The sequence below is a fragment of the Streptomyces sp. NPDC086777 genome (assembly GCF_040702065.1).
Classification (GTDB): Bacteria; Actinomycetota; Actinomycetes; order Streptomycetales; family Streptomycetaceae; genus Streptomyces.
Genome location: NZ_JBFBJI010000004.1, coordinates 324,629 through 349,231, shown reverse-complemented (window position 1 = coordinate 349,231; position 24,603 = coordinate 324,629). Strand labels below are relative to the sequence as shown.

Here is a 24,603-nt window from a genome sequence, read left to right as displayed (position 1 = left end):
CGCCTCCTGCACGAGCCGGATCCGTCGGTGACACAGGACACGGGAACCGGTCGTCGGGTGGGGGCCGGTGGTAGCCGGTCCAGGCGCCGCGCATGAGACTGTGAACGGCTCATGGTGTCAGTGGCAGGGACGGGAGCGCCCTCGCCCGACGCCTGCTGCTCAGCTGCCGTGCCGTCCGGTTGCGGCCCCGCGCGGGAAATCGCTCGGCTCACGGGGCGGCGGCCGTGACGCGCGAGCCGGCCGTGGAGCCCGATGTCCCCCGACCGTGTCACGCACGCCACGGGAACCCGCCCTGCTGCCGGGACAAGACAGGACGTGGACTGCTCATTGCACACCCGGATACGGGCCGGCGACTCCGAGGCGTTCCGCGAGCTCTTCCGTGACCATGCGCGCCTGGTCCACCGGCACGCGGTACGCGTGACCGGGGACTGGTCCGTCGCCGAGGACATCGTCTCGCTGACCTTCCTGGAGGCGTGGCGGCCGCGCGCCAGGCTGCGGGACGAGGGCGACAGCCCGCGCCCCTGGCTGATGGGCATCGCCGTGAACGTACTGCGCAACGCCACCCGCGCCGCCACCAGCGGGCCCTGCAGCGCCTGCCGGCCAGGGAGACGGTCCCGGACTTCGCCGACGAACTCGTCGGCCGCATCGCCGATGCCGGTCAACTGGCCGCCGCCCGGCGGGCGCTGAAGAAGCTGAACCGCAGCGAGCGGGCGGTCTTCACCCTCTGTGCGTGGTCCGGGCTCGGCCACGCGGAAGCGGCGACCGCGCTCGGCGTCCCGGTCGGCACCGTGCGCTCCCGCCTGTCCCGCGCCCGCGCCAGGCTGAGCAGGCCGGCCGGGGAAGAGCTGAGAAAGCACACGGAACCGCCGGCGCGCGACGGACAAGTACAGGGCGGCCGCACTTCTGCGGCCCGGTCACACGAGTCGTACGAGGAGAGGTCCGAATGATCCGCAAGAAGCCGCGGCGCGAGGAGTCGCCGGACCACGCGGAGCCGGCCCGTCTGCTGCCGGCGCCCGGAGACCCGCACCTGTGGCTCGACCGTCACCTGCTTCTCGAGGAGCACCTGATGCACGAGATCCGGTCCACCGTCTCCGCCCCTGTCCCCGCGTCGTCCCGCCGCCCCGCACGCCGTCTCCTGCTGATCGGTGTCCCGGTCACCGCCGCCGCCCTGGCCGGTGCGTTCGCGTTCACCGCGCTGACCAACTCCGAGGGCGGCGGTCCGGCCGCGGCCACCCCGCCCCCGGTCGCGGCGCCGGTCGTCCGCGTCGAACCCGGCAGCACCGCCCGGCTCGCCTCCACCGTCGAGCACATCGCCGCCGCCGCTTCGGCCGGCACGACGCCCGGACCCGGCCCCGGCCAGTACGTCTACATCAAGAGCGAGGTGTCCTACCTCTCCGTCTCGCACACCGACGCGGACGATTCCATGGCCATGGTCCAGCCCCTGCACATCCGTGAGGTCTGGAATTCTCCCGACGGCAAGCAGGGCTGGCTGGACGAGCCCGGCTACAAGCCCAAGGGCGGCATCACCCTCGACACCAACGTCGAGCCCACCCTGGGTGGCGCCTCCTACGACTACCTCAGGACACTGCCCACGGACCCGGACGTCCTGCTGAAGAAGATCTATGAGGAGACCGAGGGCCAGGGGAACTCCCCGGACCAGGAGGCATTCACCACGGTCGGCGACCTGCTCGGCGAGGAGCTCGTACCGGCGAAGCTGAGCGCGGCGCTGTACCGGGCCGCGGCCAAGATCCCCGGGGTCGTGGTCGTGGACCACGCCCAGGACGGCGCCGGACGCGAGGGCATCGCCCTGGCGCACGTCGACCAGAAGGGCGGCGACCGCACCGAGTGGATCTTCGACCCCGGGACATACGCCTATCTCGGCAGCCGCGCTGTCCAGGTCAAGCAGGCCGACGGCATCAGGCCCGGTACGGTCATCAACCGGACCGCCGTGCTGGAGCGGACCGTCGTCGACGCCCAGAAGCAGCGCCCCGGCGCGCAGGGCACCCGTGCCTGAGAACGCGGTCGCCCCGCCAGGCGGTGCGTACGATGCCAAGCGATCGGTACCGGCGGCCGCGCCGGGGTGTCGCGGAGGCGCTGTCGTTCCGGTCGTGCGTGTGGGTACTCGGCGGGGGACCATCGGGGTACAGACGTCTCCGTGGCCCGGCGGTTCGGGGCCCGGGCCGCGTTGGGGTGTCGGTGCGGTCGCTGACGGAAGGACGGTGGCGGTGCGACCGAGGGCTTGAGGTCCGGCGGAGAGCACGAGAGGCGGCTGTCGGCGGTGGAGCCAGGTCTGTGGCAGCAGGTGGTGGAGCGGCTGGGTACGGCCATGACCGTGCTCGACCCGGCCGGGGGGATCATCGCGGTCAACCCGGCCGCCGAGCGGCTGCTGGGTCTCCCGGCAGCGGTGGTGTGCGGGCGGGATCTGCATGACCTGTGCCACCGGGACCCGGGAGGTGCCCCGGTCCCGCGAGAGCGCTGCCTGCTGCTGCGGGCGCTCGCCGAGGGGCGTGCGGCACGCGGGGACGACGACAGGTGTCTGCGGGGGGACGGGCGGCTGGTCCCGGTCTCCTGGTCGGCCATGCCCCTGACCGGCGACGACGTCTCCGGCGTTCCTCCGGGCATGGTCGTGCTGATCGTCGAGACGGTGGCCGACCGCTGTGCCCGCAGGGACCGTGCGGAGCGGACGGAACCGGAGGAGCAATCGGAACGGGAGCAACGCGAGGGACAGGCGGAACAGGCGGAACAGACGGAACAGGTGGAACAGGCGGAACGAGCCGCTCGTACGAGTGCCCTGAAGACTCTCGCCGAGCGGCTGACACTCGTCGCGGAGATCACCGACGTGCTCGGTCAGACCCTGGAGGTCGACGAGGCTCTCACCCGGTTGAGCCGGCTCCTGGTGCCCCGCCTCGCCGACTGGGCCGCGGTGGACCTGCTGGTCGGTGCCTGTCAGGTGCACAGGGTGGCGGTGACCGGTCCTGAGGGTCGTGCCGCCTGGCAGGAGGACTGGTGTGGTCAGCTGCCCCCTGCCGGGGAGTCGGTTCACTCGCCTCTGGTCCAGGTGCTGAACGGAGGCGGTCCCGTCCTCCAGGACCGGGGGGCCCTGGACGCACCGTCCGACTCGCCGCTGGCCACCGTCCAAAGCGCCTTCCTCGCAGCAGTCGGCGCGGCTTCCGTCATCACGGTGCCGCTGGGGAGCAGACGGCAGGTCACCGGTGCGCTGACACTGGTGCGCACCGACGCGGCGCGGCCCTTCGGCACCGACGATCTTGACGTGGTGAGCGACATCGGCCGCCGGGTCGGCCTGGTCATCGACAACGCCCGCCGGTTCGGCCGGCAGCGCGCGGTCGCCGAGGCGATGCAGCGCAACCTCCTCCCCCCGCTGCCCGAGCACGGCCGGATCCGGCTGGCGGCCCGATACCAGCCCGCGCCGGCCGGCTCGCAGGTCGGGGGCGACTGGTACGACGCGTTCACACTGAGGGACGGTGCGCTCGCCCTGGTCATCGGCGACGTCGTGGGCCACGATCTGACCGCCGCGGCCGGCATGGCTCAGTTGCAGGGCGTGCTGCGCTCCCTCGCCTGGGACCACAGCGGGCCGACCGGTGCCGTGGTGGACCGCCTCGACGACGCCCTGCACGCCATCACGACCGTCTCGATGGCCACCCTCGTCCTCGCCCGGCTGGAGGGTACGGACACCGGTCCCTGGACGCTGCGCTGGACCAGTGCCGGGCATCCGCCGCCGCTGCTGCTGACCCCCGACGGGAACGGGCGATACCTCGAGGCCGGGCAGGGACTGATCCTCGGAACCCACCTGGGCGGCAGCAGCCGTCGGCCGAGCGCCGCCCAGGCCATGCTGCCGGGATCCACGCTCCTGCTCTACACCGACGGCCTGATCGAGTCTCCCGGCAGTGACCTGGACACCGGGCTCGGCCGGCTGCGCCGCCACGCCCTCACCCTTGCCCACGAACCGCTGGACACGCTGTGCGACCGGCTGGCGGCCCGGATGCCGCCCGGCAGCACCGACGACATCGCCCTGCTCGCCCTGCGTCTGCCCCTGCCCCTGCCCATGACCGGGGCCGAGACGTGATCCGCGCGGAGGCGACCGCTCACGTCCCCGGAGCCAGTACCAGAAGGCGGAACGGACCGGGCGGCAAGGTCAGTGGCACGGCCGCGAGGGTGTCGTCCCCTGCGTCCCGCCAGCCCCAGGACCGCATGGTCTCGACCGTCCTGGCGTCCCGGGCGTCCACCAGCGTGACGCCGAGCGCCGCGCCGTGGTCGGCGAGCAACCGGCGCTGCAGGCGCCGGGCGAGGTTCCAGACCTGGTCCTTGTACTCCCGGCGCACGCGAGGGGGCACCACGATGCCGGAGACGACGAAGAGCCCGCCGGTGACGGCACGGCGCAGCAGGCCCTCCCTGACGTGGCCACGGAACCTCGGCCCCCACGGACCTGAGCCTGCCGTGGGGAAGCCGTAGGCGTATCCGGCCAGGGCCGGGGTCTCCGCGATCAGCAGCGAGAACCCCGGTCGCCGGGAGTCGGCCGCGAGATGGAGCAGGAAGGTCGCGCGCGCCTGGTTCCATGCCCACGCGTCGCCACCGGAGGTCTCCGCGTACAGGTCGCCCAGCTCCTGCAGACGGTCGGCGACCTGACCGCGGGACAGCGGGCGGACGCGTTCGGCCACCTCGGGTGAGGAGCGGCGCTCCGTCTTAGCGGAGTCCGGGTCCGGCAGGCGGGTGCGCGGTCTGCCCCGTGCGGGCCGGAGCGCGGGGAGGGTCAGGGGCATCGGGAGGAACACGTGCGCGGGCATGAGCAACCCTGCTCCGGGCGCGGACGAAGACCGACCCGGTGTCGTCGATCCCCGAGAGCGGCACCGGCGTCGGAGGCGGTGCGCGGCATGCCCTCGGTCCCTCCACCGTACTCCTGGCGCCCCGGCACCCCGGCGGCCGCCGGGAACAGGGCAGGGGGGTGTGGGGCGTTCAGGGCGGGAAGCCCGACGGGGATGTCACGGCGTCGGGGTCAGCCCTCCCCGGGGGCACCCGCCGCGGCCGCCATGAGCGGTTCGGCGGCGGCGTCGGTGGTGTCCGGAGGCACGACCACAAGGTCCCGGCGCCCCAGGCCGGCGGCGAGCAGGACGACGGTGTGCGGGGCGTTCGCCGCCAGGGTTCTGTGCAGTCGTACGACCTGGTTGGAGACGAGTATCCGGCCGGGAGCCGTGGACCACACCGCCCCGTTGACGGTGACGCTGGTGATATGGCCCCACTCGCGCGGCAACCCGGCCAGCAGTCGCGGAAGTTCCACGAGGAGGTCGTAGGAGCACGGCCACCATGCTCCGTCGATGGATCGGGGCAGGTCGCTGCGGGGCGCCAGACGCAGGCGGAGGACGGAGCGGGAGGGAGGCGGGGGTTGCAGTGCGGTGGTCATGAGGCTGCTGCCAACTTCCGTAGACGGTTGCGTGGTTGTCGTCAGGCGCGACGCGCGGCGCCGCTGTCCGGTGTCGCCGGGTGTGCCGACGCCCACCAGAGGGAGGCGTTCAGGAGGCGGGTGACGGCGACCAAGGGGTCCTTCTGGCCGCGGTCGACGTCGTGCGCGGGCGCGGGACCGTCCGGCACGGAGGCGAAAGTGCCGTTTCTGGCCTCGGACCGGCGAGGCGGTGTCCGGTGGGGTGGGCGTCGACCGGGCTGGGGCGCATGGAGGGTCCTTGACCTCGGCGGAGGCCGCTGGGACGAAGGTGCGGCCGGGGTCACGGACGGCCCCCTGGGGTGGGCGGTGTGCTGGTGACGACCCGTCGGACAGGCACGACACACCCTCGTTGGCCCCACCGTACTCCTCGGGTCGGGGGATACCTGGTTCCGCCGATCAGCGGCCGTCGGCCGGACGCGATCGGGCAGACCCCGCGTTGACACCGATTGTCGCCGGACGTTGACTGACAGGACGGCCGAGGGCCATGAAGGGCAGGCGGACCGGGTCCTCGGGAGCCCGAACCAGGCCGCAGGGAAGGCGAAAGGCGCCTCCCGGCGGTGATCCGCATCGCGAACGGAAGCGGTACACACGACGATGTACGACCAGACACGAGCCCAGCAGCCCGCGGACCGGCCCCCGGGCGCGGAGGGACGCCGCACCACGGGACCGGAGCCGCTGCTTCCCCCGGAAGGGCGGGCCGAGATCGTGCGCCGCCTCGGACATGCCGTCAACACCTTCGCTGAGACCCCGCGTGCGGCACTGGAGGAGGCCGAGGGCGCCTTCGACGAAGCCGCTGCCCAGCTCACGACCGCCCTGTCCGAGGTACGGCGGGTGCTCCGCGAAGGCTGGCATGACCGGGACCCCGAAACGGACTCCGCCGAACTCCGTGCCTCGCTGAGGCAGTACCGGGAGCTGACCCAGCGGCTGCTGCGGACGTAGGCGGCGGCAGGCTCCCGCCGGAAAACGGCGGGAGCTGACGCCGGGTCCTTCCCGGCAGCGGCGAGAGACGGACCTCCGGTCCGAGGTGCCGGCCCGGGTCCCGCCCTGTTCTCCGGCCGGGCACCGCGGTGCGACGGCCGCCGTCGGTCGTCCGGACCTCGACGGCGGCCGTCCGGGCTCCCCGCGCGCCGCTCCCCCCAATTGTTCGGGCGCGTCGACGGGAGCCGGGTGCCCCACGTCGGACCGTGCAGCGGCATGCGGGAAGGCCACCGCGCCGGTCTCGCGACGAGGGGAAGCGGAAGGGTGACGCACAGGGGCAGCCGGCCGGGGGCCATGAGAGGTGGCTGTTCTGCGGAGGCCGCGAACTCGATCCCTGCCCGGGTCCGGGGGCACGGGCGGCCGACAGGCCGCCGAACGGTGTAACTTCCGCGGAAACCTCTGGCACGGCGGAATGGCGCAAGCCTAGGTGGATTTCCTCCGGACGAGAACCTTTACGGAGAGGTTCTCGTCCTGGCCCCCACTGTCCACCACGGGAGCAGGCCCACCGTGCGGGCGCCCTTGGCGCGGCCCTCTCCGGGCGGCCCGTGCGGCCGGCCCAGCTGCCGCCTGCGCTCCTCGACCCGGCGGCCGGTCAGTGCGCGGAGGCGTTCGATCTCGTGGGGGAGGGTCCCCGTTCCCGCCTCGGTCGGCCCGGCTCCGTTCGGTCACCGGGGGCGGGCAGCCCGTGACGGACCGGACGGCTGTCCGGACCATCTGTGATGGTGGCACGCACGGGCGGCCCGCCCCGGCATACCCTTCAGAAAAGGGCGCGCTGGAAAATCCGGCCGGGCCCGCGTGGCACGCGCGCCGCAGCCGCCCTGCCCGGTCTCCCGGCGTTCCGGGCAGCGACGCGTCCGCGTTCTGCCAGTCGCCTGTCAGGAGGTCCCTGTGGAGTACGACCCCCTGGCCTCCCGGGGCCACGCAGAGGTGCGCATCGTCGACGCGACCCCGGAGGCCGCCCGGCGCGCGGCCGAGGTTCTCCGCCACCGCTTCGTCCCGACCGGGCAGCGCGGCCACCCCGCCGGGGAAGGCGGAGGCACCCGGCTCCATCTGGCCCTCGACACCGCCCGGACCGCGGGACGCGCACGGTCGTGGCGCACGGCGGGCGAGTCGACGGGGCAGGCGTCGGCGCACGCCGACGAGGTGTGACCCGGGTCCGGGCGGCCAGGTGGGTCCGTCGTCCCGGCCGTTCCCACGCGGCCGTCAACACTTCGGAGAACGACAGACATGACGAAACTGCGTGAACGAAAGAACAACCGGAAGGCGGTCCTGCGGTCCCTGTACGGGGCTGTGGAGCACAACCGGTCCGAGGTCAGCGGATCGGCGCTCCGTACCGAACTGGGCCTGCCCGACGAGGACCTCTCCGCTGCCTGCGTCTACCTGGCCGACGAGGGCCTGATCAACGTGGACTGGACCTCGCACCGGACCCCGGCCGCCGTGTCGCTGACACACGAGGGCATCCGCCTGATGGAGGAGCGGGAGGAGGAACGGGAGGAACGGGAGGAACGGGAGGAACGGGGGGTGCAGGAGTAGCCGGAGACACAGGAGTGAGAGGCACCGCAGCAGGGCTCAGGCCCCGTCCGCTGCTCCGCGACCAGGAGTAGCCTGGCCACACCGAGAGCTTTTCGCGCAGCGCGGTCGGCGGTGCCGTTCCCGGCGAGTGACGCGACGGGCGGTCATTCCCACGGCGCCCGGGACGGGACCGCACGATGGGAACCAGCAGAACGCCGGGCACCGGTGCGTCCGCGCCCGACGCGCACACGTATCGCATGCCCATGCCTCGACTGACCGTCACCCGGGACATCAGCCACGGCCCGCTGGACGGGGCCTGGTGGCCGCGTTGCGACGCTCTGGAACTCGAACTGCCGTCGCTCGTCGCCGCGTTGGAACCCGACGCGGACGCCGAGGTACGGGTCACCGTCGACCCCGCCGAATGGCCCGGCGCCCCGCACGCGGTCATGGCGCCCGGCCGGGCGATCACCGTGGAGCCGGCCGGTCCCGGAGACGAGGCGCACGTCATCACCCTGGACTGCGGCACCGTGGGACGCTGGGTGCTTCTGGTGGTTCCGCCCGATGAGTCCGCGGGAACGGCCGCCCGGCTGCTGGCCGCGGTCGACGACCCCGAGAACCCGCTGACCGCCGTGCAGATGGTGGCGTTCGCCCGCGCCGGCCGCCTCGGAGGCGCGGCGGGGAAGACCGGATGAGGGCCGCGTCCCCGGTGGAAGCCGCGGCGGGGCGGGCCGCGGCCCGCCCCGGCCCTCCGCACTGCGCGATCCGCCGTCCGGGCGCCCCTGACCAGGAGCGAGGCCGAGCAGTCGAGGGACGGCATCACTCCCGAACCCGTCACCGGGGTGTGCGTGACCATCGAGGGCCGGATCTACCCCGTGATGCAGGTCGGGGAAGTGATCACCAGGCGGAACCGCCGGGATTTCACGTCCTTCGAGATGCGCCGCGCCCTGACGCGGCTCGGCTTCACCTGTCACGACGCGCCCCCGGTGGAGCGGCCCCGGAACGCGCGGGCCGACGAGGACGCGCTCGGCTGGTGACGACGTCCGCAGTTTCGGCAATTCATGTGCCGTTCGCCGGTTGAAGAGCCGGGGACCTGGCACTCGGCCTGTGAGCGGGCCGCCCAGTGAACCCGCTCCCGTGGGGTCCGCCGGTTCGGCAAGAAGCCGCGAGCCGCACGGGAACGGCATGGCCCGCTCCGCCCGGTCGCCGCCGTGAGGATGCCCGGCGGCAACCGGCGCGGCCCGTCTGCACTCGCACACCCCGCGGTCACGACGACGACACCGGGTGGGGGAATCGCCGACGAACCCGCCCTGGCGAAACAGCCGCACGCGCCCGTGTCCGAGCCTTTCAGCCTGCCGTTCCCCCCGGCGGGGACGTCGGAACGCTTACGAAATCCTGACCGGGCAAGCGGATCCCGGGATACCCGCCGACGAGAGTGCCACTCTCGTTCTGCTCGTCTCCCAACAGGTGGGCGGTTCCGTGGTGTGGGGAAGCGGTCGCCACGGAAGGGGAGCCCCGGGCCACCCGGGGCTCCCTGCGTACCCGTCGTCGCCGGATCGTCGCCCTGCGCGGCGAGGACGATCCGCTCGCTACCGGTGCTCGGGGTTCTCCTGGTCACGGCGGCAGCCGGCGTCCCAGGCCGTGCGCTGGTTGCCGTAGGCGGGGATGCCGCCCAGGTCCTTCAGCGCCCGGGCCAGGTGGAGCAGGTTCCAGGTCATGAAGGTGGTGTTGCGGTTGGTGAAGTCGTTCTCCGGGCCGCCCGAGCCGGGGTCGAGGTAGGACGGTCCGGGCCCGGCCTCGCCGATCCAGCCGGCGTCCGCCTGGGGAGGGATGGTGTACCCCAGGTGTTGCAGGCTGTAGAGGACGTTCATGGCGCAGTGTTTGACGCCGTCCTCGTTGCCGGTGATCAGGCAGCCGCCGACCCTTCCGTAGTAGGCGTACTGGCCGGCGTCGTTGAGGAGGCTGGAGCAGGCGTAGAGGCGTTCGATCACCCGCTTCATCACGGAGCTGTTGTCACCCAGCCAGATGGGGCCCGCCAGGACCAGGATGTCGGCCGCCAGGACCTGCTGGTACAGGTCCGGCCAGGCGTCCGTCTCCCAGCCGTGTTCCGTCATGTCGGGCCACACCCCGGTGGCGATGTCGTGGTCCACCGCCCGGACGACGTCGACGTGCACGCCCTGTGCGTCCATGATGGCGGTGCTGCGGTCGATCAGCCCCTGCGTGTTGCTCGTGTCCGGCGACCGTTTGAGGGTGCAGTTGATCACCAGGGCCCGCAGGTCGTCGTACCGGGCCGGCGGTGTGTCGGTGGTGGGCGACGAAGTGGTCACACGGTCCTCCCATGAGCCTGCCGCCGTCCGGTGTCCGGCGGCGGGTCCACGTCCGGATCCAGCGTGCGGGCCGACCGCGGAGGGCGCCACCACAGCACCTCCGAACGGCCCTCGGCGGCGCCCGGGCGCCGGCCCTTGCCGGTGCCCTTGCCGGTGCCCTTGCCGGTCCCCGGGCGGCGGCCGACGGGTGGCCGGGGCGGTCGGGCGTGCCTACGGTCGTCCCATGGGCACCGAAGGCGCGACCGGGTCGCGGGACACCGCAGCAGTGGATGACGTCGCGCACCTGCTGGTGCGCTGTCTGCGGGCCGAGGGCGTGGAGTACGTCTTCGGCATCCCCGGTGAGGAGAACATCCGTTTCGTCGACGCGCTGAACGGCTCCGGGATCCGCTACGTCCTGGTGCGTCACGAACAGGCCGCCTCGTTCATGGCGGAGATCTACGGGCGGCTGACCGGCCGGGCCGGTGTGTGTTCGGCCACGCTGGGTCCTGGCGCGATCAACCTGCTGCTCGGCACCGCGGACGCCACGACGAACAGCGCGCCGCTGGTGGCCCTGGCCGCCCAGGGCTCCCGGCGCCGTGTCCACAAGGAGTCGCACCAGGTCATCGACCTGGTGTCGATGTTCGCCCCCGTCACCCAGTGGTCGGCCTGTGTCGCGTGTCCGGACGCGGTGCCGGAGATGACCCGCAAGGCGTTCAAGACGGCGCAGAGCGAACGGCCCGGCGCCGTGTTCCTCGCGCTCCCGGAGGACGTCGAGGCGGAGCGTCCCGCTGGGCCCCTGGCGCCCCTGCAGATCGATACGGTGCGGGCCGACGCGCCGTCACCCTCGCAGATCGCACGGGCGGTCGAGGTGCTCGCCGCTGCACGGCACCCCGTCGTGCTGGCGGGCCATGGCGCCGCCAGAGCCGGGGCCTCGGCCGCCCTGGTGCGGTTCGCCGAACGGCTGAACATCCCGGTCGCGACCACCTTCCACGGCAAGGGCGTCTTTCCCGACGACCACCCCAACGCCCTCGGCGCGGTCGGCTTCATGCGCCACGACTACGGCAACTTCGGCTTCGACGCGGCCGATGTGCTGATCTGCGTGGGCTACGAGATCCAAGAGTTCGACCCGGTCAAGATCAACCCGAACGGCGACAAGCGGATCCTGCACCTGCACCGCTTCCCCGCCGAGGTGGACGCCCACTACCCGGTGGCGGTGGGCGTCAAGGGTGATCCTTCGCAGGCGCTGGACGCACTCGCAGCAGCGCTCCCCGAGGGACTCACCTACGACGCCGGAGGCAGCGAGAAGATCCGTACGCTCCTCGACGAAGAACTGCAGTACGGACGCGACAACGACGCGTTCCCCCTGGTGCCGCAACGTGTCGTGAGCGATGTGCGCACCGCGCTGGACCGCCACGACATCGTGCTCGCCGACACCGGCGCCGGGAAGATGTGGATGTCCCGCCTCTACCCCACCTACGAACCGGACACCTGCCTGGTCTCCAACGGCCTGTCCACGATGGGGTTTGCACTGCCGGGCGCCATCGCCGCCAAGCTGGCCCGGCCGGACCGGCGCGTCCTGGCGATGATGGGCGACGGCTCGTTCCTGATGAACTCCCAGGAACTCGAGACGGCCGTCCGCGAACGCGTCCCCCTGGTCGTCCTCGTCCTCGTGGACGAGGAATACGGCCTGATCACCTGGAAGATGGAACTCGAACTCGGCCGCCACAGCCACACCCGGTTCACCAACCCGGACCTGGTCGCCTACGCCGAGAGCTTCGGCGCACGCGGCTACCGGATCGAGGCCGCCGACCAGCTCTTGCCTGTGCTGAGCAGGGCCCTCGACGACGAGGGGGTCTCCGTGATCGCCTGCCCCGTGGACTACTCCGAGAACCTGCGCCTGACCGACAGGCTGGGCAGTCTCCACGGCCCGTTCTGACCCGACGGCCTCGGAGCCTCGCGGCCGGCATCGGGTAGGACCCGGCACCGGCATCCAGCCTGCGGGATGCCTATCGGCCGCCGCGCAGGGCCTCCCGCGGCCGCCGGCCGGGCGGCGTGCTCGGGGGGTGCCTCGGCTACGAGAGGTCCTGGAGGATGTCAGGCCCGTCTGCTCACCCGGCCGAGCCGGCGACGCCGCTCGGCCGCCAACTGGAGAGGTTCGTGGCCCGCTGGACCAGTCCCGCCTTCGACCACTTGCCGTTGGCGTACCGGATGGTGTGGAACAGGGATCCCTTGTCGTCGTCGGAGGCGAAGACGAGCTGGAGGTTGCCGGAGACGTTCACCGCCGTGACCTCTTGCAGGACCGTTCCGATGAAACCGGCGCGATTGAAGTCCACCTGCGCGTTGATGTCGCCCCACCGGCTCCAGGATCCGTCGGCGTGCCGGATCGTGTGGTACTGGGCCACCTGTCCGTTGGTGAGCACCACCATCTGGAGGCTGGACCCGAAGCCGGCCATCGCCACGCGGATCGGCATGCCCCAGTAGCGTGGCTTGCCCGCCGGAGACAACACGTTGCCCCACGACGCCCAGGTTCCGTCGGTGTGCCTGATGGTGTGCAGCACCGTCTTGTGGGCCTGGTCGACGACCGCGACCTGCAGGAGGCCGCCGACCGAGGCGGCCGACACACTGGCGAACTTGTCATGCCGGTAGGCACTTCCAGGCGCCACCTGGTCGGGGTAGGTCCAGGTGCCGTCGGCGCGTTCGTACGTGTGCATGATCTGGCCGGTGCTGCCGATGTAGACCAGATGAACATGTGTGCCGACGACTGCCGCGGCCAGGTAGTTCCGGGTCGGCAGCGACGTGGTGGCGTCGATCGTGGGCAGTCCGGCCATCGGTGCCGGAGTCGTCCAGGTGCCGTCGGATTTCTGCTCCGCCTCCTCCAGCGTGAGGACGTTGCCACTGGGCTGCTCGATGAACAGCCGCAACCGGTTGTTCTGGACGACGTCGGTGAAGTCGTAGAAGAGCTGGTTCTTGAACAGCTGGTGGGTGGGTGCCCAGTGTCCGCCGGCATAGCGGGACGTCTGCAGCACTTCGAAGCTGGACCCCTGGACCAGCAGATCCATTCCTCCGGTGCCCGCTGCCGCCGCGTACACGGGCGCCGAGGCGGCCGCCATACCACCTGCGAGCAGCCCTGCCAGCATCCAGCGCGCCGACCGGCGGATGAATGCGGACGCCCTGAACATCCTCAAATGTCAGCCCCCCTGACCCACTTCGCCTTCGTCCCCTCGAAGGCCCTTGCGTAAAACGGTGCCAAGCTTGCCAGATCATGAGCGGTGACAATGTCATCGAGCGGTCAAGTCAAGGCAGGCATTGTCCCTTCTCGTTCAGCGATGGAATTGGCCCTGTACGGGAGGGCCGACATCATTGACCGTCGCTCGCGATTTCCATGCGCTGCCCGACAGGGTGCGAGGAAGCGGGGTTCACTCGGCCGATCTCCGGTCCCGGCCGACTCCGAAGTCGTCGCGGCCACGCACCTGCGCCTCGGCCCGCGCGACACCCCGGCCGCCGCGGAGGCGGCCGGGGTCCGCGGAGCCTCAGGCCGGAACGGGCACCGCGGCCGGCTCCGAGGTGAGGTGCCCGGCCCGGTGCAGGCGGGCCACCAGCGCCGCGCACACGAATCCGGTGGCACCCAGCACCGCCCACGGCAGCCAGCGCACACCCGTGTCGAACAGCGCGCCGACAGCCAGGTTGCCGAGGGAGATCGCGAGGCCGGAGGCGGTGTTGTAGGCGCCGTAGTACGTGGCGACCAGCCGGTCACCGGACAGGCGTACCACGGTGTCCATCTCGAACGGGTAGAGCAGCGCACCGCCCCAGGCCAGCAGCGCCGCACACACCGTCAGGGCGCCCACCCCGAGCGCGGTGCCGTGGGAGCCGGGCAGCATCGGCAGGAAGGCGGCCCCCATCACCACCAGCCCGCACACGACCGCCCGCGGGCCGGGCAGGGTCCGCTTCGCCCAGGCCGTCAGTTTCAGCTGGCCCGAGAGCGCGGCCAGCGCCGAGACGGCGAACACCGCTCCGGTCACCACCCCGGCCCGCTCCCCGAAGAGCTCCCGGGCGCGGAGCGGGAGCGCCAGGTAGACCTGGAAGGCCAGGAGGTACGAGCCGCTCATCGCGGTGGCGAACAGGAGGAACGGCCGGTTGGCGGCGACGGCGCGCCAGTCGCCGGCCACCGTCCGCCAGGCGGGCCCGGCACCCCGGTCGGCCGGGGGCCGGGCGGGCAGGGCACGGGTCTGGAGTACGGCCAGCGCCCCGAAGATGACCGCGGCCACCGTGCACACCGCGCCGAAGTCCCAGGTCAGCAGGGCGAGTCCGGCGAGCGGGCCGACCAGGATCCCGGCCTGGTAGAAGACGTTGAAGGCGGCGAACGCCTCGACCCGCCGTTCCTCGCCGGCGTCCGCCGCGAGATACGCCCGTACGGCCGGGTTGAACAGCGCGCCCGCCAGACCGGTGAGCGCGGACGCCACGACCAGCGCGGGCAGGCTGCCTGCCACCGCGAGCAGCCCGAAGGCGACCGTCCGCAGCACGCACCCGGCCAGGATCATCGGCTTGCAGCCGTACCGGTCGGCGAGGGTGCCGCCGACCAGGAACATGCCCTGCTGGGAGAGGTTGCGCACGCCCAGCACCAGGCCGACGGCCCAGGCGGCCAGGCCGAGGCCGTGGGCGAGGTGGTCGGCGAGGTAGGGCATCAGCATGTAGAAGCCGAGGTTGATGGCGAACTGGTTCACCATCAGCAGCCGGGCCGGCCGGTCGAAGGAGGCCACCTGGGCCCGCAGCCCCCTCATCGCACGCCCGCCTTCGACAGGTCGCGCCCGAGCGGGTCACGGACCCGGCCGCACCGCGTCCAGGCCGTCACCTCGCACTCGTCCGGCTCGGCGATCTCGTCCGGCTCCGCCGGCGGCTCCTGGCCGAGCAGCCGGTGCTCGCGGCACCAGGCGTCGTTGTAGACGGTCTCCAGGTAGCGGTGCGGGCCGTCGGGGAAGATCGCGGCGATGCGGGTCCCGGCGGGGTACGTCCGTGCCGCCCACCCGGCCACCAGCGCCACCGCACCGACGCTCCAGCCTCCGGACGCGTAGTGGTGGCGGGCCAGTTGCCGGCAGGCCCACACCGCTTCGGCCGGGCCCACCCAGTGGACCTCGGAGAAGGCGCCGTAGTCGACGTTGGAGGGATGGATGCTGGAGCCGAGGCCGCGCATGAGGCGCGGGCGGGCCGGCTGCCCGAAGATCGTCGAGCCGGTCGCGTCCACGCCGATGAGCCGCAGGCCGGGGAAGGACTCGCGCAGCCCCGCCGCGACCCCGGCGGAGTGGCCGCCCGTGCCCACGGCGGCCACCAGGACGTCGATCCGGCCGATCTGGGTGACGAGTTCGGCGGCCAGCGGGCGGTAGGCGGCCCTGTTGTCGGGGTTGTGGTACTGGTCCGGGCAGTAGGCGCCGGGGGCCCGGTCCAGGAGCTCGGCCACGCGCTCGCGGCGGGCCTGCTGCCAGCCGCCGTCGGCATGCGGTGCGGCCACCTGGTCGACGTGCGCGCCCAGGGCGGTGAGCAGCCGGACCATCGACGGCTCCATGCCGGGGTCGGTGACGACGGTGACCGGATGGCCGTAGGTCAGTCCGGCCAGGACGAGGCCCAGGCCGAGGGTGCCGCTGGACGACTCGACGACGCGGGCGCCGGGCAGGAGTTCGCCGCGCCGACGCGCCGCACGGACCATGTGCAGGCCGGGGCGGTCCTTGATACCGCCGGGATTGGTGCCTTCCAGCTTGGCGTGGAAGCCGCGTCCCGGCGGGGCGAACGGCTTCTCGATCCACAGCGCGGGTGTGTTGCCGACCAGGTCGGCGGGGCGGCGGGCGATCAGGGGGACGGGGGCGGTGGCCCTGACGGGCAGGGCGGATTCGAGCAGGGAGAGATCCATGGTCGTACGGCTCCTTCGCACCCGCCGGTGGGGCGGGCGCGGTGCAGGCGGTGCGGGGGCGCGCGGGCACGCCGAGCCGCGATCCGGCGCCTGCGGGGCGCGGAACCGGTCGGAACGGCGTGCGGGGCGTGCCTACTGCCGCCAGAGGCAGTGCCGTACGCACGCGGATCTGCCGCCGTCCGGTGCGGAATCGCTCTCCGTCGGACCGGCGCGGCCCGGCCGGGGGTGCGTGCCGGGGCGGTCGGCGACCGGTTCGAGGAGTCGCGGGGCGTGGACCGGAAGGCCGGCGGAGTCCCGGACGCGGTCGACCGCGTGCGGAATGGTCTCCTCGGAGGCGTCGCCGTGACGGTGACCGTGATCGGAGCCGGACGCCGTCTGCTCCTCGGCGGTCGGCACCCGGACGTGCATGGTGGTGATCGGCCGGTGCGGGCCGAGGAAGGCGGGCCCGTGCAGGGCGCCCACCAGGTGGGACGCCACCAGCAGGATCAGCCCGAGGAGCAGGACGGTCGGCAGGGGGCGATGCTGAGCGCGCCTGCCGGCCATCGTAGGGATCACGTACGGATCGTAGTCGATCGAGTACGCAGCGGCGCCGCGTGGTGACGCTCTCGGTGCCTTCGGGGGGGCTCCGGCGGTCATGGCTGGGAGGGGTGGGCGCCAAGGGGCGGGTGGTGGGCAGCCGTGCCCGGACGGGCTCCGGGACGGGCGGGGCGCCACCGTGTCGCTGCCGCGTCCGTGTCGTACGCGAGACCCGGGACCGGGCGCGTCGGGGGGTGCGCGGGTTCCTGCGTGCCGGCCATGACGCGGTGAAGGACCCGGCCACGGTCGTGGCCGGGTCCTTCGGTGGGGTGGGGGGCGGTCAGGTCACCATCGGTACCAGCGGCCCCGGCCGCCTCCGGTGTCGGTGGACCGCATGACGAAGCCGAGGAGCCATACGACCAGCACGACCACCGCGACCCACCAGAGGATCTTCAGGGCGAAGCCCGCACCGAACAGAAGGAGTGCCAGAAGCAGGACGAGTAGCAAAGGGACCATGGTTATCAACCTCCTGGGCTCCGAATTCCCTGCGTTCACCCGTTCATTCGTCGACGATGCCTTGTTTACAAAGGGGAACTCGGGGCAGTTCCCGGGAGCTCCCCGTCGTCCGGGAGTTCGCGGGTGCAGGGGCGGAGTCCGGGGGTGACCGAGGCCCGGGTCCGGGCGTGACGAGGCGTGTCCCAGGGGACCGGCTATGCCTTCGCCCTGTCGTCGCGCAGGGAACGGATCATGCTCTGCAGGATCCGGAACGCGTCCGCCTGCTCGGCCCCGGTCAGGCCGGCCAGCATTCCGGCCTCCACCGACCGGACGGCCGCGCTCGCCTTCGCCAGGCTCCGCCGCCCGCGAGGCGTGAGCCGCGCGGGAAGCGTCTTCCCGACGGGTGCCTGCTCGGGCCTGGTCACGTAGCCGTCCCGTTCCAGGGCCTGGAGCAGCACGTTCATCGTCTGGCGGGTCACGAACGCGCCCCGCGCGAGCTCGGAGTTCGACAAGCCCGGCCGCTGTGCGAGCAGTTCGAGGCAGGAGTAGTGCGTCACGCTCATCCCGAGCGGCCGCAGCACCTCCTCCATGGCCGTGCGAAGGGCGCTCGACGCCTCTTTGAGCAGGTAGCCCAGTGACGTCTCCAGGTCGACGCCGACACCTTCTTGACTCATGTCAGTATTCTGACATACGTTTTTACGTGTCAGGAAACTGACACGAATGGAAGGAGTGTCACCATGCCCGTCACCGGCCCCGACTTCATCTCGCTCCAAGTGCGCGACCTCGACGCCTCGCAGGCGTTCTACGAGCGGTACCTCGGCGTCGTCCGCTCGCCGGCCGGACCTCCGCACGCCGTCGTCTTCGACACGAAGCCGATCGCGTTCGCGCTCCGCGACGTCGTGCCCGGCACCGACCTCGCATCCGTCGCCCAGCCCGGCATCGGTGCCGCGATCTGGCTCCACGCCACCGATGTCCAGGCCATCCACGACGCGCTCGCCGCCGACGGCCACACCGTCGTCTCCGCACCGGTCGACGGCCCCTTCGGCCGGACCTTCACCTTCGCCGACCCGGACGGCTACCAGGTCACGCTCCACGACCGCGCCTGATCGGCCGAGCGCCCGCCGGACCACGGGGCCTCCGCGGAAACCCGTTGGTGCAACGGTGGCGGCCACTGCTACGTTTCCGGAGGCCGTGCGAGAGAACGAGGAGGTGGTACCCGTGAACGCAGTATCGACATGGGTGCTCCCCTCCGGGGTCACGGTCGGGCGATAGGTCGTCCGGGAGCGCCGTTCCATGGCACTCCTGAAAGGCACGGCCATGCACATCACTTCTGAACAGCGCCTCGACGACGACGTCCGCGAGCGCGAGTTCACCCTCGACGGGATTCCCGGCATCCTGTGGACACCCGCGTCCGCACCGGCACCGCTGATCCTGCTCGGCCACCCTCCCCTGGGGCTGCGCAGGATGTACCCCCGGCTGGCGGCCCGGGCCCGGCGCTCCGCGGCGGAGGGCTTCGCCACGGCCACCATCGAACTCCCCGGAAGCGGCGACCGGCCCCGTTGGCCCGCCCTGGAGCAGGCCCGCGCGGATCTGCGCCGGGCGATGGAGGCCGGCGAGCCGGTCGGCGACGACATCGTCGACGCGGTCGTCCTCCCGTTGGTCGAGAAAGCGGTCCCGGAATGGCGGGCAGCCCTGGACGCCCTCCTTGTGCTGCCCGAGATCGGCGGCCCGGTCGGCTACTCGGGAGGAGTGATCTCCATCGGCATCCGGCTGGCGGTGGTCGAGCCGCGCATCTCGGCCGCCGGTCTGTTCGCCGGGAGCCTGGTGCCACGCGCCGTGTTCGAGGAGGCCCGGCAGGTCACCGTTCCGCTGCACGTCCTGCTGCAGTGGGACGACGAGGGGAACGACCGGCAGGCCGCCCTGGACCTGTTCGACGCCTTCGGCTCCAAGGAGAAGACCCTGCACGCCAACATGGGTGGGCACACCGGCGTCCCGCAGTTCGCGGGGGACGACGCGGCCCGGTTCTTCAGCCGGCACCTGAAGTGACCCCGGACCGTCCGGCCGGCAGCGGACGCCAGGCGACGCGGGCCGCGACGCCTGGCGTCCAGAGGCAGGTCACCGGCCTGTAGCGGCAGGTCACCGGCCCGCTTCGGCTCTGTGCACCACGGGTCCCTGCCAGGTGGATGCCTGCCTGGACACGGACGCGATGACGCGGATCGTCCGCGCGGCCGTGACAAGGCTCTGAGAGCACTAAAGCCTCTGCGAGTGATGTGACGTGGATCACATCTGCCGGGGCGATCGCCGTCCAACATCTCCGGCACCCCCGGCATCTCCCAGGTGTGCGACGACGCCAACCGCGTCGCGAACGGACAGGAGACGAGATGTTCGACAACCAGGCAGCCGGGAAGTTCTCGCGTCGCCGTCGTACCGCGGGAGCCGCCGCCGCGGTCGGGGCCGCCCTGCTCGCGGTCGGGATCGGCGCGCTTCCCGCCGGGCGGCGGCCGCGCCCACCGCCGCTGCCGCCGCGCCCGGCCTCGGCTCCGCCGCCCTGCTGCAGAGCGACGACTTCTTCCAGCAGGGTCTGAACCCGGTCGGCGCGACCGTGGACCTGACCGGGAACCAGGCTCTTTCGGCGTGCTCCGGAGAGGAGACGATGCGAGCACTGACCAACGGGAAGGCCGCCGCCTATGCCGACGTGACCTGGAGCTTCGACACCGACCGCACCCTGCTGACCGAATCCGTCGCGGACGGTGCCACCGACACGTCGGCGGCCTCGTACGAGAACCGGCTCAACAGGGCGGTGCGCGACTGCCAGGACGAACCGCGGGGCCACTGGTACTACGGCAAGGGGCACGCGATCACCGTCAAGGCCGGGCACGGCAACTGGTACCCGGCCTTCGACGGTTCCGGCCAGGTCGCCGGCGGCGTCGCGGTGATCCGCAGTGGCCAGAGGTTCGGCATCGTCGAAGTCTCCGGTCAGCCCAGCGACGACCCCGGCTACATCACGGGCATCGCCGCCGGTGCCCTCAACCGGCTGGCCGGCTGATCCCGCCGCGTCGCGGCGCACCTCCCGGGCCGACACGGCCGCGGGGCGGTGGCCGTCGCCCCGGCCGGCCGGGGCGACGGCGTGGGCGAGTGGGCCCGGGAGGAAATCTGTCACGGCGGGACCACGTGTCCGTGTCCGCCGACGATAGGGTTGGGCACGACGCAGATGGTGCTGATTCCTTCGGAGCGCGGGTGCCAGGCACACCTGGGTCACTCGCAGCGCTTCCGGAACGAAGGTGTCATGTCCGCCGAGAACGACCCTGTCGTCGGGAACCTCGACGACGACGACTACCCCGCCTACACCATGGGCCGGGCCGCCGACGTGCTCGGCACCACCCCCGCCTTCCTGCGGGCCGTCGGCGAGGCCGGGCTGATCACCCCGCTGCGCTCGGAAGGCGGTCACCGCCGCTACTCCCGCCGCCAGCTGCTGGTCGCCGCCCGCGCCCGTGAGCTGGTCGGCCAGGGCACCCCCATCGAGGCCGCGTGCCGGATCATCTCCCTCGAGGACCAGCTGGACGACGCCCTCCGCCTGAACCGTGAGATACGCCGGAAGCTGGACGCGGGCGACACGCATAGCTAGTTCCGCCGGTGCAGAAATACGGGTTCCGGCGGGATGAGAATCACCGGTGAACGCGAAAGCGTATGGCTGGTTCCTGCCGGGCTGTGTTAGCGTAATAGGTGTTGCAGTTTTGGTTACCAGAGATTCTTTCTTTGCATAGCTTTCCGGATCCTTCCGGAGGGGTGATCATCGCGGCGACTCGGCCCCGTAAAGTGCAGGGCCCGATACTGCCCCCTCAAGGGAGATTCAATATGGCATCTGGCACCGTGAAGTGGTTCAACGCGGAAAAGGGCTTCGGCTTCATCGAGCAGGACGGTGGCGGCGCCGACGTGTTCGCCCACTACTCGAACATCATCAGCAACGGCGGCTTCCGCGAGCTTCAGGAAGGCCAGAAGGTCAGCTTCGACGTCACGCAGGGCCAGAAGGGCCCGCAGGCCGAGAACATCGTCGCTGCCTGACACCGGCGTGTAGCGTCGCGAGCCGGCGGCTCGCGCATCACGTGGCTGGGACCCGCGCTCCTGGGGTGCGGGCCCCAGCCATTGCGTTACCCGCGCACCCCGACGCCCGGACATTCGAATTCCGGGGTTCCGGGGTCTCAGGGCTTCGAGGTTCCGGGGTTTCCGAAATCTCCGGGTCCCCCGGATCGATGACAGCCCCGGCCTCGCTATCGAGAGGCCCGGTGTTCCGTTTTCCTTCGGCTCATTCTTGTGATTCCTCGTACGGCCGCCCGCCGTCGGACGGAATTCCTCGATACGCCGTATCGAGGAAGGTTCCACATTGAACGGCACCCGCCGCACCCGTGGCACCATCGGCCGCTCCCGCGTGAACCGGAGTGCTCCGCACTCGACAGGCCCCACGCGTGGAGGTCGTCCCCGCAAGCAGGAGTTCGCTCCGCCCGTCACCCTGACCGAGCCGCTGCCCGCGGTCGAGGCGTTCGCCGACCTGGACATGCCCGCGCGGCTGCTGGCGGCCCTCCGCGCCGAGGGCGTGACCGTGCCCTTCCCGATCCAGGCGGCCACCCTGCCGAACGCGTTGGCGGGCCGGGACGTGCTGGGCCGGGGCCGTACGGGATCGGGGAAGACGCTCGCCTTCGGCCTGCCGGTGCTGGCCCGCCTCGACGGGCGGCGCGCCCAGCCCCGGCAGCCGCTCGCCCTCGTCCTCGTCCCCACCCGGGAACTGGCCCAGCAGGTCACCGACGCGCTCGCCCCCTACGCCCGCGCCCTGGAGCTGCGGCTCGCCACCGTGGTGGGCGGCATGTCGATCGGCCGCCAGGCGAGCGCCCTGCGCGGCGGTGCCGAGGTCGTCGTCGCGACGCCCGGCCGTCTCAAGGACCTCATCGAGCGGGGAGACTGCCGGCTGAACCGGGTCGCCGTCACCGTCCTCGACGAGGCCGACCAGATGGCCGACATGGGCTTCATGCCGCAGGTGACCACACTGCTCGACCAAGTCCCCTCGGGCGGCCAGCGGTTGCTGTTCTCGGCGACCCTGGACGGTGACATCGACCTGCTGGTGCGCCGCTACCTCCACGACCCCGTGGTGCACTCGGTCGACCCGCCGGCGGCCAGCGTCACCACCATGACGCACCACCTGCTGCACGTGCGCGGCGCCGACAAGGACACCACCGCGACCGAGATCGCCGCCCGCGACGGCCGCGTGATCATGTTCCTGGACACCAAGCACGCGGTCGACCGGCTGACCGAGCACCTGCTGTCCGTCGGCGTGCGCGCCTCGGCGCTGCACGGCGGCAAGTCCCAGCCGCAGCGCAACCGGACGCTGGCCCGGTTCAAGGACGGCCACGTCACGGCCCTGGTGGCCACCAACGTCGCGGCCCGCGGGATCCACGTCGACCACCTCGACCTGGTCGTGAACGTCGACCCGCCCGGCGACCACAAGGACTACCTGCACCGCGGCGGCCGTACCGCCCGCGCCGGCGAGTCCGGCACCGTCGTCACCCTCGTCCTGCCGCACCAGCGCCGAGCGGTGGACCGCCTGATGGCCGACGCCGGCATCACCCCGCGCACCGCCCGGATCCGCCCCGGCGCGGCCGAACTGCACGCCATCACCGGCGCCCGGACCCCGTCCGGCGTACCGGTCACCCTCCCCGCGCCGGCCGCCGGACCACGCGAGGCCAAGGGATTCGCCGGCCGGGACCGCCGGGACCGGGCCGCCGGACGGGGCGGGAACGGCCGGACCGCGGCCCGAGCCCGGCGCTCCGCCCCCGCGCCCGCGCCGACCGCGTAGCCCGGCCTCCTGCCCGCCCCGACGAAGAGGAGAAGCCCTTGACGCCGAGTACGCCGAGTACGCCGAGTACGCCGATGACCCCGATTCGGGCAATGAGCCCGATTCCGCCGAAGACCCCGGCTCCGGCCCGGGCGCGCCGGTCCTGCAAGGCCGACACCACCGGTCTGACCGCCCGCGACGCCATGCTGTACGCCCCCGGGCCGCAGGTCGACGACCACATGGCGGTCGACGTGGCCCTGTCCGTGCTCATCGGGGCTCGCGTCCCGCACCTGCTCCTCCAGGACGAGGACGGGCGGTGCGCGGGACTGGTCACCCGGGCCCAGCTCACGGCGCACCGCGGCGGCTCGTGGTTCAGCGACCGGACCCGGCTGCGGGACATCCCGCTGGACCGCGGTCCGTTCACCGCGTCCGCGGCCACCCTCGGCGACGCGGAGGCCGCCATGAGGGTACGGATACTGAACGTTTCGCCCGTGGTCGACGACCACGGCTACGCCCTGGGCGTTCTCGCGCTCACCCCCTGACCGCCGTCCGGACGCCCCGGAGTCGTTCCGCGGCGTTCTCCTCATCTCTGCGGAGGCATTCATGCGCTGCGTCATCGCCCGTTTCCCCTTCGACCTGACCAAGAGCGAGGTCGAACAGTCGATGAACGGCATCACGCCCGAACCCGTCACCGGGGTGTCCGTGACCATCGAGGGCCGGATCTACCCCGTGATGCAGGTCGGGGAAGTGATCACCAGGCAGAACCGCCGGGACTTCACGTCCTTCGAGATGCGCCGCGCCCTGACGCGGCTCGGCTTCACCTGTCACGACGCGCCCCCGGTGGAGCGGCCCCGGAACGCGCGGGCCGACGAGGACGCGCTCGGCTGGTGACGACGTCCCGGGGGCGCGGTGCGGCAGGTGCCGCGCACGCCTCACCCCGCTCCCCACAACGGCTCCGCCGACGGGCCGCCCTGTCGTCCTGCGCGGCCTGAGCCGCCGGAGCCACCGTCCGCCGGGTCCGCCGTCCGCCGGAGCCACCGTCCGCCGGGGCAGGTGTGCGCGGGCTTGGACGTGGGACTTGGCAGCCGAACGGATTCACTGCCCGGGTCCGAATCGTGCTGTCGTGTCCGCGTGGGGCAGTCGAGGGGGAGGGGGTCTCCACCCCCCCCTTCGGGGGAGACGCCGTGCCTGGGCCGGCCACGTGTGGAGGGGACCGTGCACTTGAGCGCCTCGATGCTGTGGAACCCGGGCGGCGGCCAGGGCCTGCGTCAGTTCACCGAGCTCGCTCCGGCCCTGGTGCTGTCGACGGCGATCGGCCTGGAGCGGGCCTTCCAGCAGAAGAGCGCGGGCCTGCGCACCCATGCGCTGGTGGGGACCGGCGCCGCGCTGTTCATGGAGGTCTCCCAGCACGGCTTCGACAACGTGCTCGGTATGTCGCACGTCGTCCCGGACCCGTCCCGGGTGGCGGCGCAGATCGTCTCGGGCATCGGTTTCATCGGCGGTGCCGGCATCGTCGGCCTGCGGGGCCCCGAAGCCGAGGACGCCTACTGAACGCACCGCGCGGTCGCGGAGCCGGCTACCGGGTGCGAGGGGTTTCCGGGGGCGGGGGGACGGAAACCCG

26 protein-coding genes and 2 pseudogenes are annotated in these 24,603 nt (G+C 72.3%); 18 read left to right on the top strand and 10 right to left on the bottom strand.

Annotation, left to right across the window (positions count from 1 at the left end; genetic code table 11):
* Positions 1–315 precede the first annotated feature (315 nt).
* The 3 genes and pseudogenes from AB0472_RS08485 to AB0472_RS08475 all read left to right on the top strand — a co-directional run bounded on the left by AB0472_RS08485 (position 316) and on the right by AB0472_RS08475 (position 4,084).
* A pseudogene (locus AB0472_RS08485) lies at positions 316–947 on the top strand (RNA polymerase sigma factor).
* Positions 944–2,014 (top strand): CU044_5270 family protein, encoded by a 1,071-nt coding sequence (locus AB0472_RS08480; protein ID WP_366354540.1) that lies wholly within the window; start codon positions 944–946, stop codon positions 2,012–2,014. The pseudogene AB0472_RS08485 and the gene AB0472_RS08480 overlap by 4 nt, the downstream one beginning before the upstream one ends.
* Before the next feature lie 264 nt (positions 2,015–2,278).
* Positions 2,279–4,084 carry a SpoIIE family protein phosphatase gene (locus AB0472_RS08475; protein WP_366354538.1) on the top strand — a complete coding sequence of 602 codons (1,806 nt, stop codon included), beginning with the start codon at positions 2,279–2,281 and terminating at the stop codon, positions 4,082–4,084.
* A 19-nt stretch (positions 4,085–4,103) separates the two neighbouring features.
* On the opposite strand, the gene AB0472_RS08470 is transcribed toward AB0472_RS08475, so the two are convergent.
* From AB0472_RS08470 to AB0472_RS08460, 3 genes are all read right to left on the bottom strand, one after another.
* Positions 4,104–4,802 carry a hypothetical protein gene (locus tag AB0472_RS08470; protein WP_366354536.1) on the bottom strand — a complete coding sequence of 233 codons (699 nt, stop codon included), beginning with the start codon at positions 4,800–4,802 and terminating at the stop codon, positions 4,104–4,106.
* 209 nt (positions 4,803–5,011) lie between these two features.
* A complete protein-coding gene (locus AB0472_RS08465) occupies positions 5,012–5,416 on the bottom strand; it encodes a DUF5994 family protein (RefSeq protein WP_366354534.1) in 405 nt (134 codons plus the stop codon).
* A 41-nt stretch (positions 5,417–5,457) separates the two neighbouring features.
* The gene (locus AB0472_RS08460; protein ID WP_366354532.1) at positions 5,458–5,604 is read right to left on the bottom strand and encodes a hypothetical protein; all 147 of its coding nucleotides are present in this window, start codon (positions 5,602–5,604) and stop codon (positions 5,458–5,460) included.
* Positions 5,605–6,049: 445 nt separating this feature from the next.
* Here AB0472_RS08460 and AB0472_RS08455 point away from each other — a divergent pair, with 445 nt between their 5' ends.
* From AB0472_RS08455 to AB0472_RS08435, 5 genes are all read left to right on the top strand, one after another.
* Entirely contained in the window at positions 6,050–6,394 is a 345-nt protein-coding gene (locus tag AB0472_RS08455; RefSeq protein ID WP_366354530.1) for a hypothetical protein, read from the top strand.
* A gap of 927 nt (positions 6,395–7,321) precedes the next feature.
* Positions 7,322–7,582, top strand: a complete 261-nt coding sequence (locus tag AB0472_RS08450; protein WP_366354528.1) for a hypothetical protein — start codon at positions 7,322–7,324, stop codon at positions 7,580–7,582.
* A gap of 78 nt (positions 7,583–7,660) precedes the next feature.
* The gene (locus AB0472_RS08445; RefSeq protein ID WP_366354526.1) at positions 7,661–7,966 is read left to right on the top strand and encodes a hypothetical protein; all 306 of its coding nucleotides are present in this window, start codon (positions 7,661–7,663) and stop codon (positions 7,964–7,966) included.
* Positions 7,967–8,208: 242 nt separating this feature from the next.
* Positions 8,209–8,637: a DUF5994 family protein gene (locus tag AB0472_RS08440; RefSeq protein WP_366354524.1), complete on the top strand. Its 429-nt coding sequence runs from the start codon at positions 8,209–8,211 to the stop codon at positions 8,635–8,637.
* 87 nt (positions 8,638–8,724) lie between these two features.
* Positions 8,725–8,979 (top strand): SCO5918 family protein, encoded by a 255-nt coding sequence (locus tag AB0472_RS08435; protein ID WP_366354679.1) that lies wholly within the window; start codon positions 8,725–8,727, stop codon positions 8,977–8,979.
* A gap of 552 nt (positions 8,980–9,531) precedes the next feature.
* On the opposite strand, the gene AB0472_RS08430 is transcribed toward AB0472_RS08435, so the two are convergent.
* On the bottom strand, positions 9,532–10,269 hold the full coding sequence (locus AB0472_RS08430; protein ID WP_366354523.1) for a flavodoxin family protein: 738 nt from the start codon (positions 10,267–10,269) through the stop codon (positions 9,532–9,534).
* A gap of 223 nt (positions 10,270–10,492) precedes the next feature.
* Here AB0472_RS08430 and AB0472_RS08425 point away from each other — a divergent pair, with 223 nt between their 5' ends.
* A complete protein-coding gene (locus tag AB0472_RS08425; protein WP_366354521.1) occupies positions 10,493–12,184 on the top strand; it encodes an acetolactate synthase large subunit in 1,692 nt (563 codons plus the stop codon).
* A gap of 172 nt (positions 12,185–12,356) precedes the next feature.
* Here AB0472_RS08425 and AB0472_RS08420 read toward each other — a convergent pair whose 3' ends face one another.
* The 6 genes from AB0472_RS08420 to AB0472_RS08395 all read right to left on the bottom strand — a co-directional run bounded on the left by AB0472_RS08420 (position 12,357) and on the right by AB0472_RS08395 (position 17,832).
* Complete coding sequence (locus tag AB0472_RS08420) at positions 12,357–13,427, bottom strand: hypothetical protein (protein ID WP_366354520.1); 1,071 nt, start codon at positions 13,425–13,427, stop codon at positions 12,357–12,359.
* Between the two features lie 351 nt (positions 13,428–13,778).
* Entirely contained in the window at positions 13,779–15,026 is a 1,248-nt protein-coding gene (locus AB0472_RS08415) for an MFS transporter (protein ID WP_366354519.1), read from the bottom strand.
* On the bottom strand, positions 15,023–16,147 hold the full coding sequence (locus AB0472_RS08410; protein WP_366354517.1) for a pyridoxal-phosphate dependent enzyme: 1,125 nt from the start codon (positions 16,145–16,147) through the stop codon (positions 15,023–15,025). Before AB0472_RS08410 ends, AB0472_RS08415 begins: the two co-directional genes overlap by 4 nt.
* A 132-nt stretch (positions 16,148–16,279) precedes the next feature.
* Complete coding sequence (locus tag AB0472_RS08405) at positions 16,280–16,702, bottom strand: hypothetical protein (protein ID WP_366354516.1); 423 nt, start codon at positions 16,700–16,702, stop codon at positions 16,280–16,282.
* Positions 16,703–17,008: 306 nt separating this feature from the next.
* Complete coding sequence (locus tag AB0472_RS08400) at positions 17,009–17,179, bottom strand: hydrophobic protein (RefSeq protein ID WP_366354514.1); 171 nt, start codon at positions 17,177–17,179, stop codon at positions 17,009–17,011.
* Between the two features lie 194 nt (positions 17,180–17,373).
* Positions 17,374–17,832, bottom strand: a complete 459-nt coding sequence (locus AB0472_RS08395) for a MarR family transcriptional regulator (protein WP_366354513.1) — start codon at positions 17,830–17,832, stop codon at positions 17,374–17,376.
* A 63-nt stretch (positions 17,833–17,895) separates the two neighbouring features.
* On the opposite strand from AB0472_RS08395, the gene AB0472_RS08390 reads away from it, so the two are divergent.
* The 9 genes and pseudogenes from AB0472_RS08390 to AB0472_RS08350 form a co-directional block, all read left to right on the top strand.
* Positions 17,896–18,264: a VOC family protein gene (locus AB0472_RS08390; RefSeq protein WP_366354512.1), complete on the top strand. Its 369-nt coding sequence runs from the start codon at positions 17,896–17,898 to the stop codon at positions 18,262–18,264.
* A gap of 211 nt (positions 18,265–18,475) precedes the next feature.
* Positions 18,476–19,204 (top strand): alpha/beta hydrolase, encoded by a 729-nt coding sequence (locus tag AB0472_RS08385; RefSeq protein WP_366354511.1) that lies wholly within the window; start codon positions 18,476–18,478, stop codon positions 19,202–19,204.
* 607 nt (positions 19,205–19,811) lie between these two features.
* Positions 19,812–20,204 carry a hypothetical protein gene (locus AB0472_RS08380; protein ID WP_366354509.1) on the top strand — a complete coding sequence of 131 codons (393 nt, stop codon included), beginning with the start codon at positions 19,812–19,814 and terminating at the stop codon, positions 20,202–20,204.
* Between the two features lie 240 nt (positions 20,205–20,444).
* Complete coding sequence (locus AB0472_RS08375) at positions 20,445–20,783, top strand: MerR family transcriptional regulator (protein WP_366354507.1); 339 nt, start codon at positions 20,445–20,447, stop codon at positions 20,781–20,783.
* 230 nt (positions 20,784–21,013) lie between these two features.
* On the top strand, positions 21,014–21,220 hold the full coding sequence (locus AB0472_RS08370; protein WP_351566560.1) for a cold-shock protein: 207 nt from the start codon (positions 21,014–21,016) through the stop codon (positions 21,218–21,220).
* A gap of 319 nt (positions 21,221–21,539) precedes the next feature.
* On the top strand, positions 21,540–23,003 hold the full coding sequence (locus AB0472_RS08365) for a DEAD/DEAH box helicase (RefSeq protein ID WP_366354505.1): 1,464 nt from the start codon (positions 21,540–21,542) through the stop codon (positions 23,001–23,003).
* Positions 23,004–23,095: 92 nt separating this feature from the next.
* A complete protein-coding gene (locus AB0472_RS08360) occupies positions 23,096–23,524 on the top strand; it encodes a CBS domain-containing protein (RefSeq protein WP_366354503.1) in 429 nt (142 codons plus the stop codon).
* Between the two features lie 61 nt (positions 23,525–23,585).
* Entirely contained in the window at positions 23,586–23,873 is a 288-nt protein-coding gene (locus AB0472_RS08355) for an SCO5918 family protein (RefSeq protein ID WP_366354502.1), read from the top strand.
* A 342-nt stretch (positions 23,874–24,215) separates the two neighbouring features.
* Positions 24,216–24,506 (top strand): annotated as a pseudogene (locus AB0472_RS08350) (MgtC/SapB family protein); the annotation flags it as partial.
* Between the last annotated feature and the right edge of the window lie 97 nt (positions 24,507–24,603).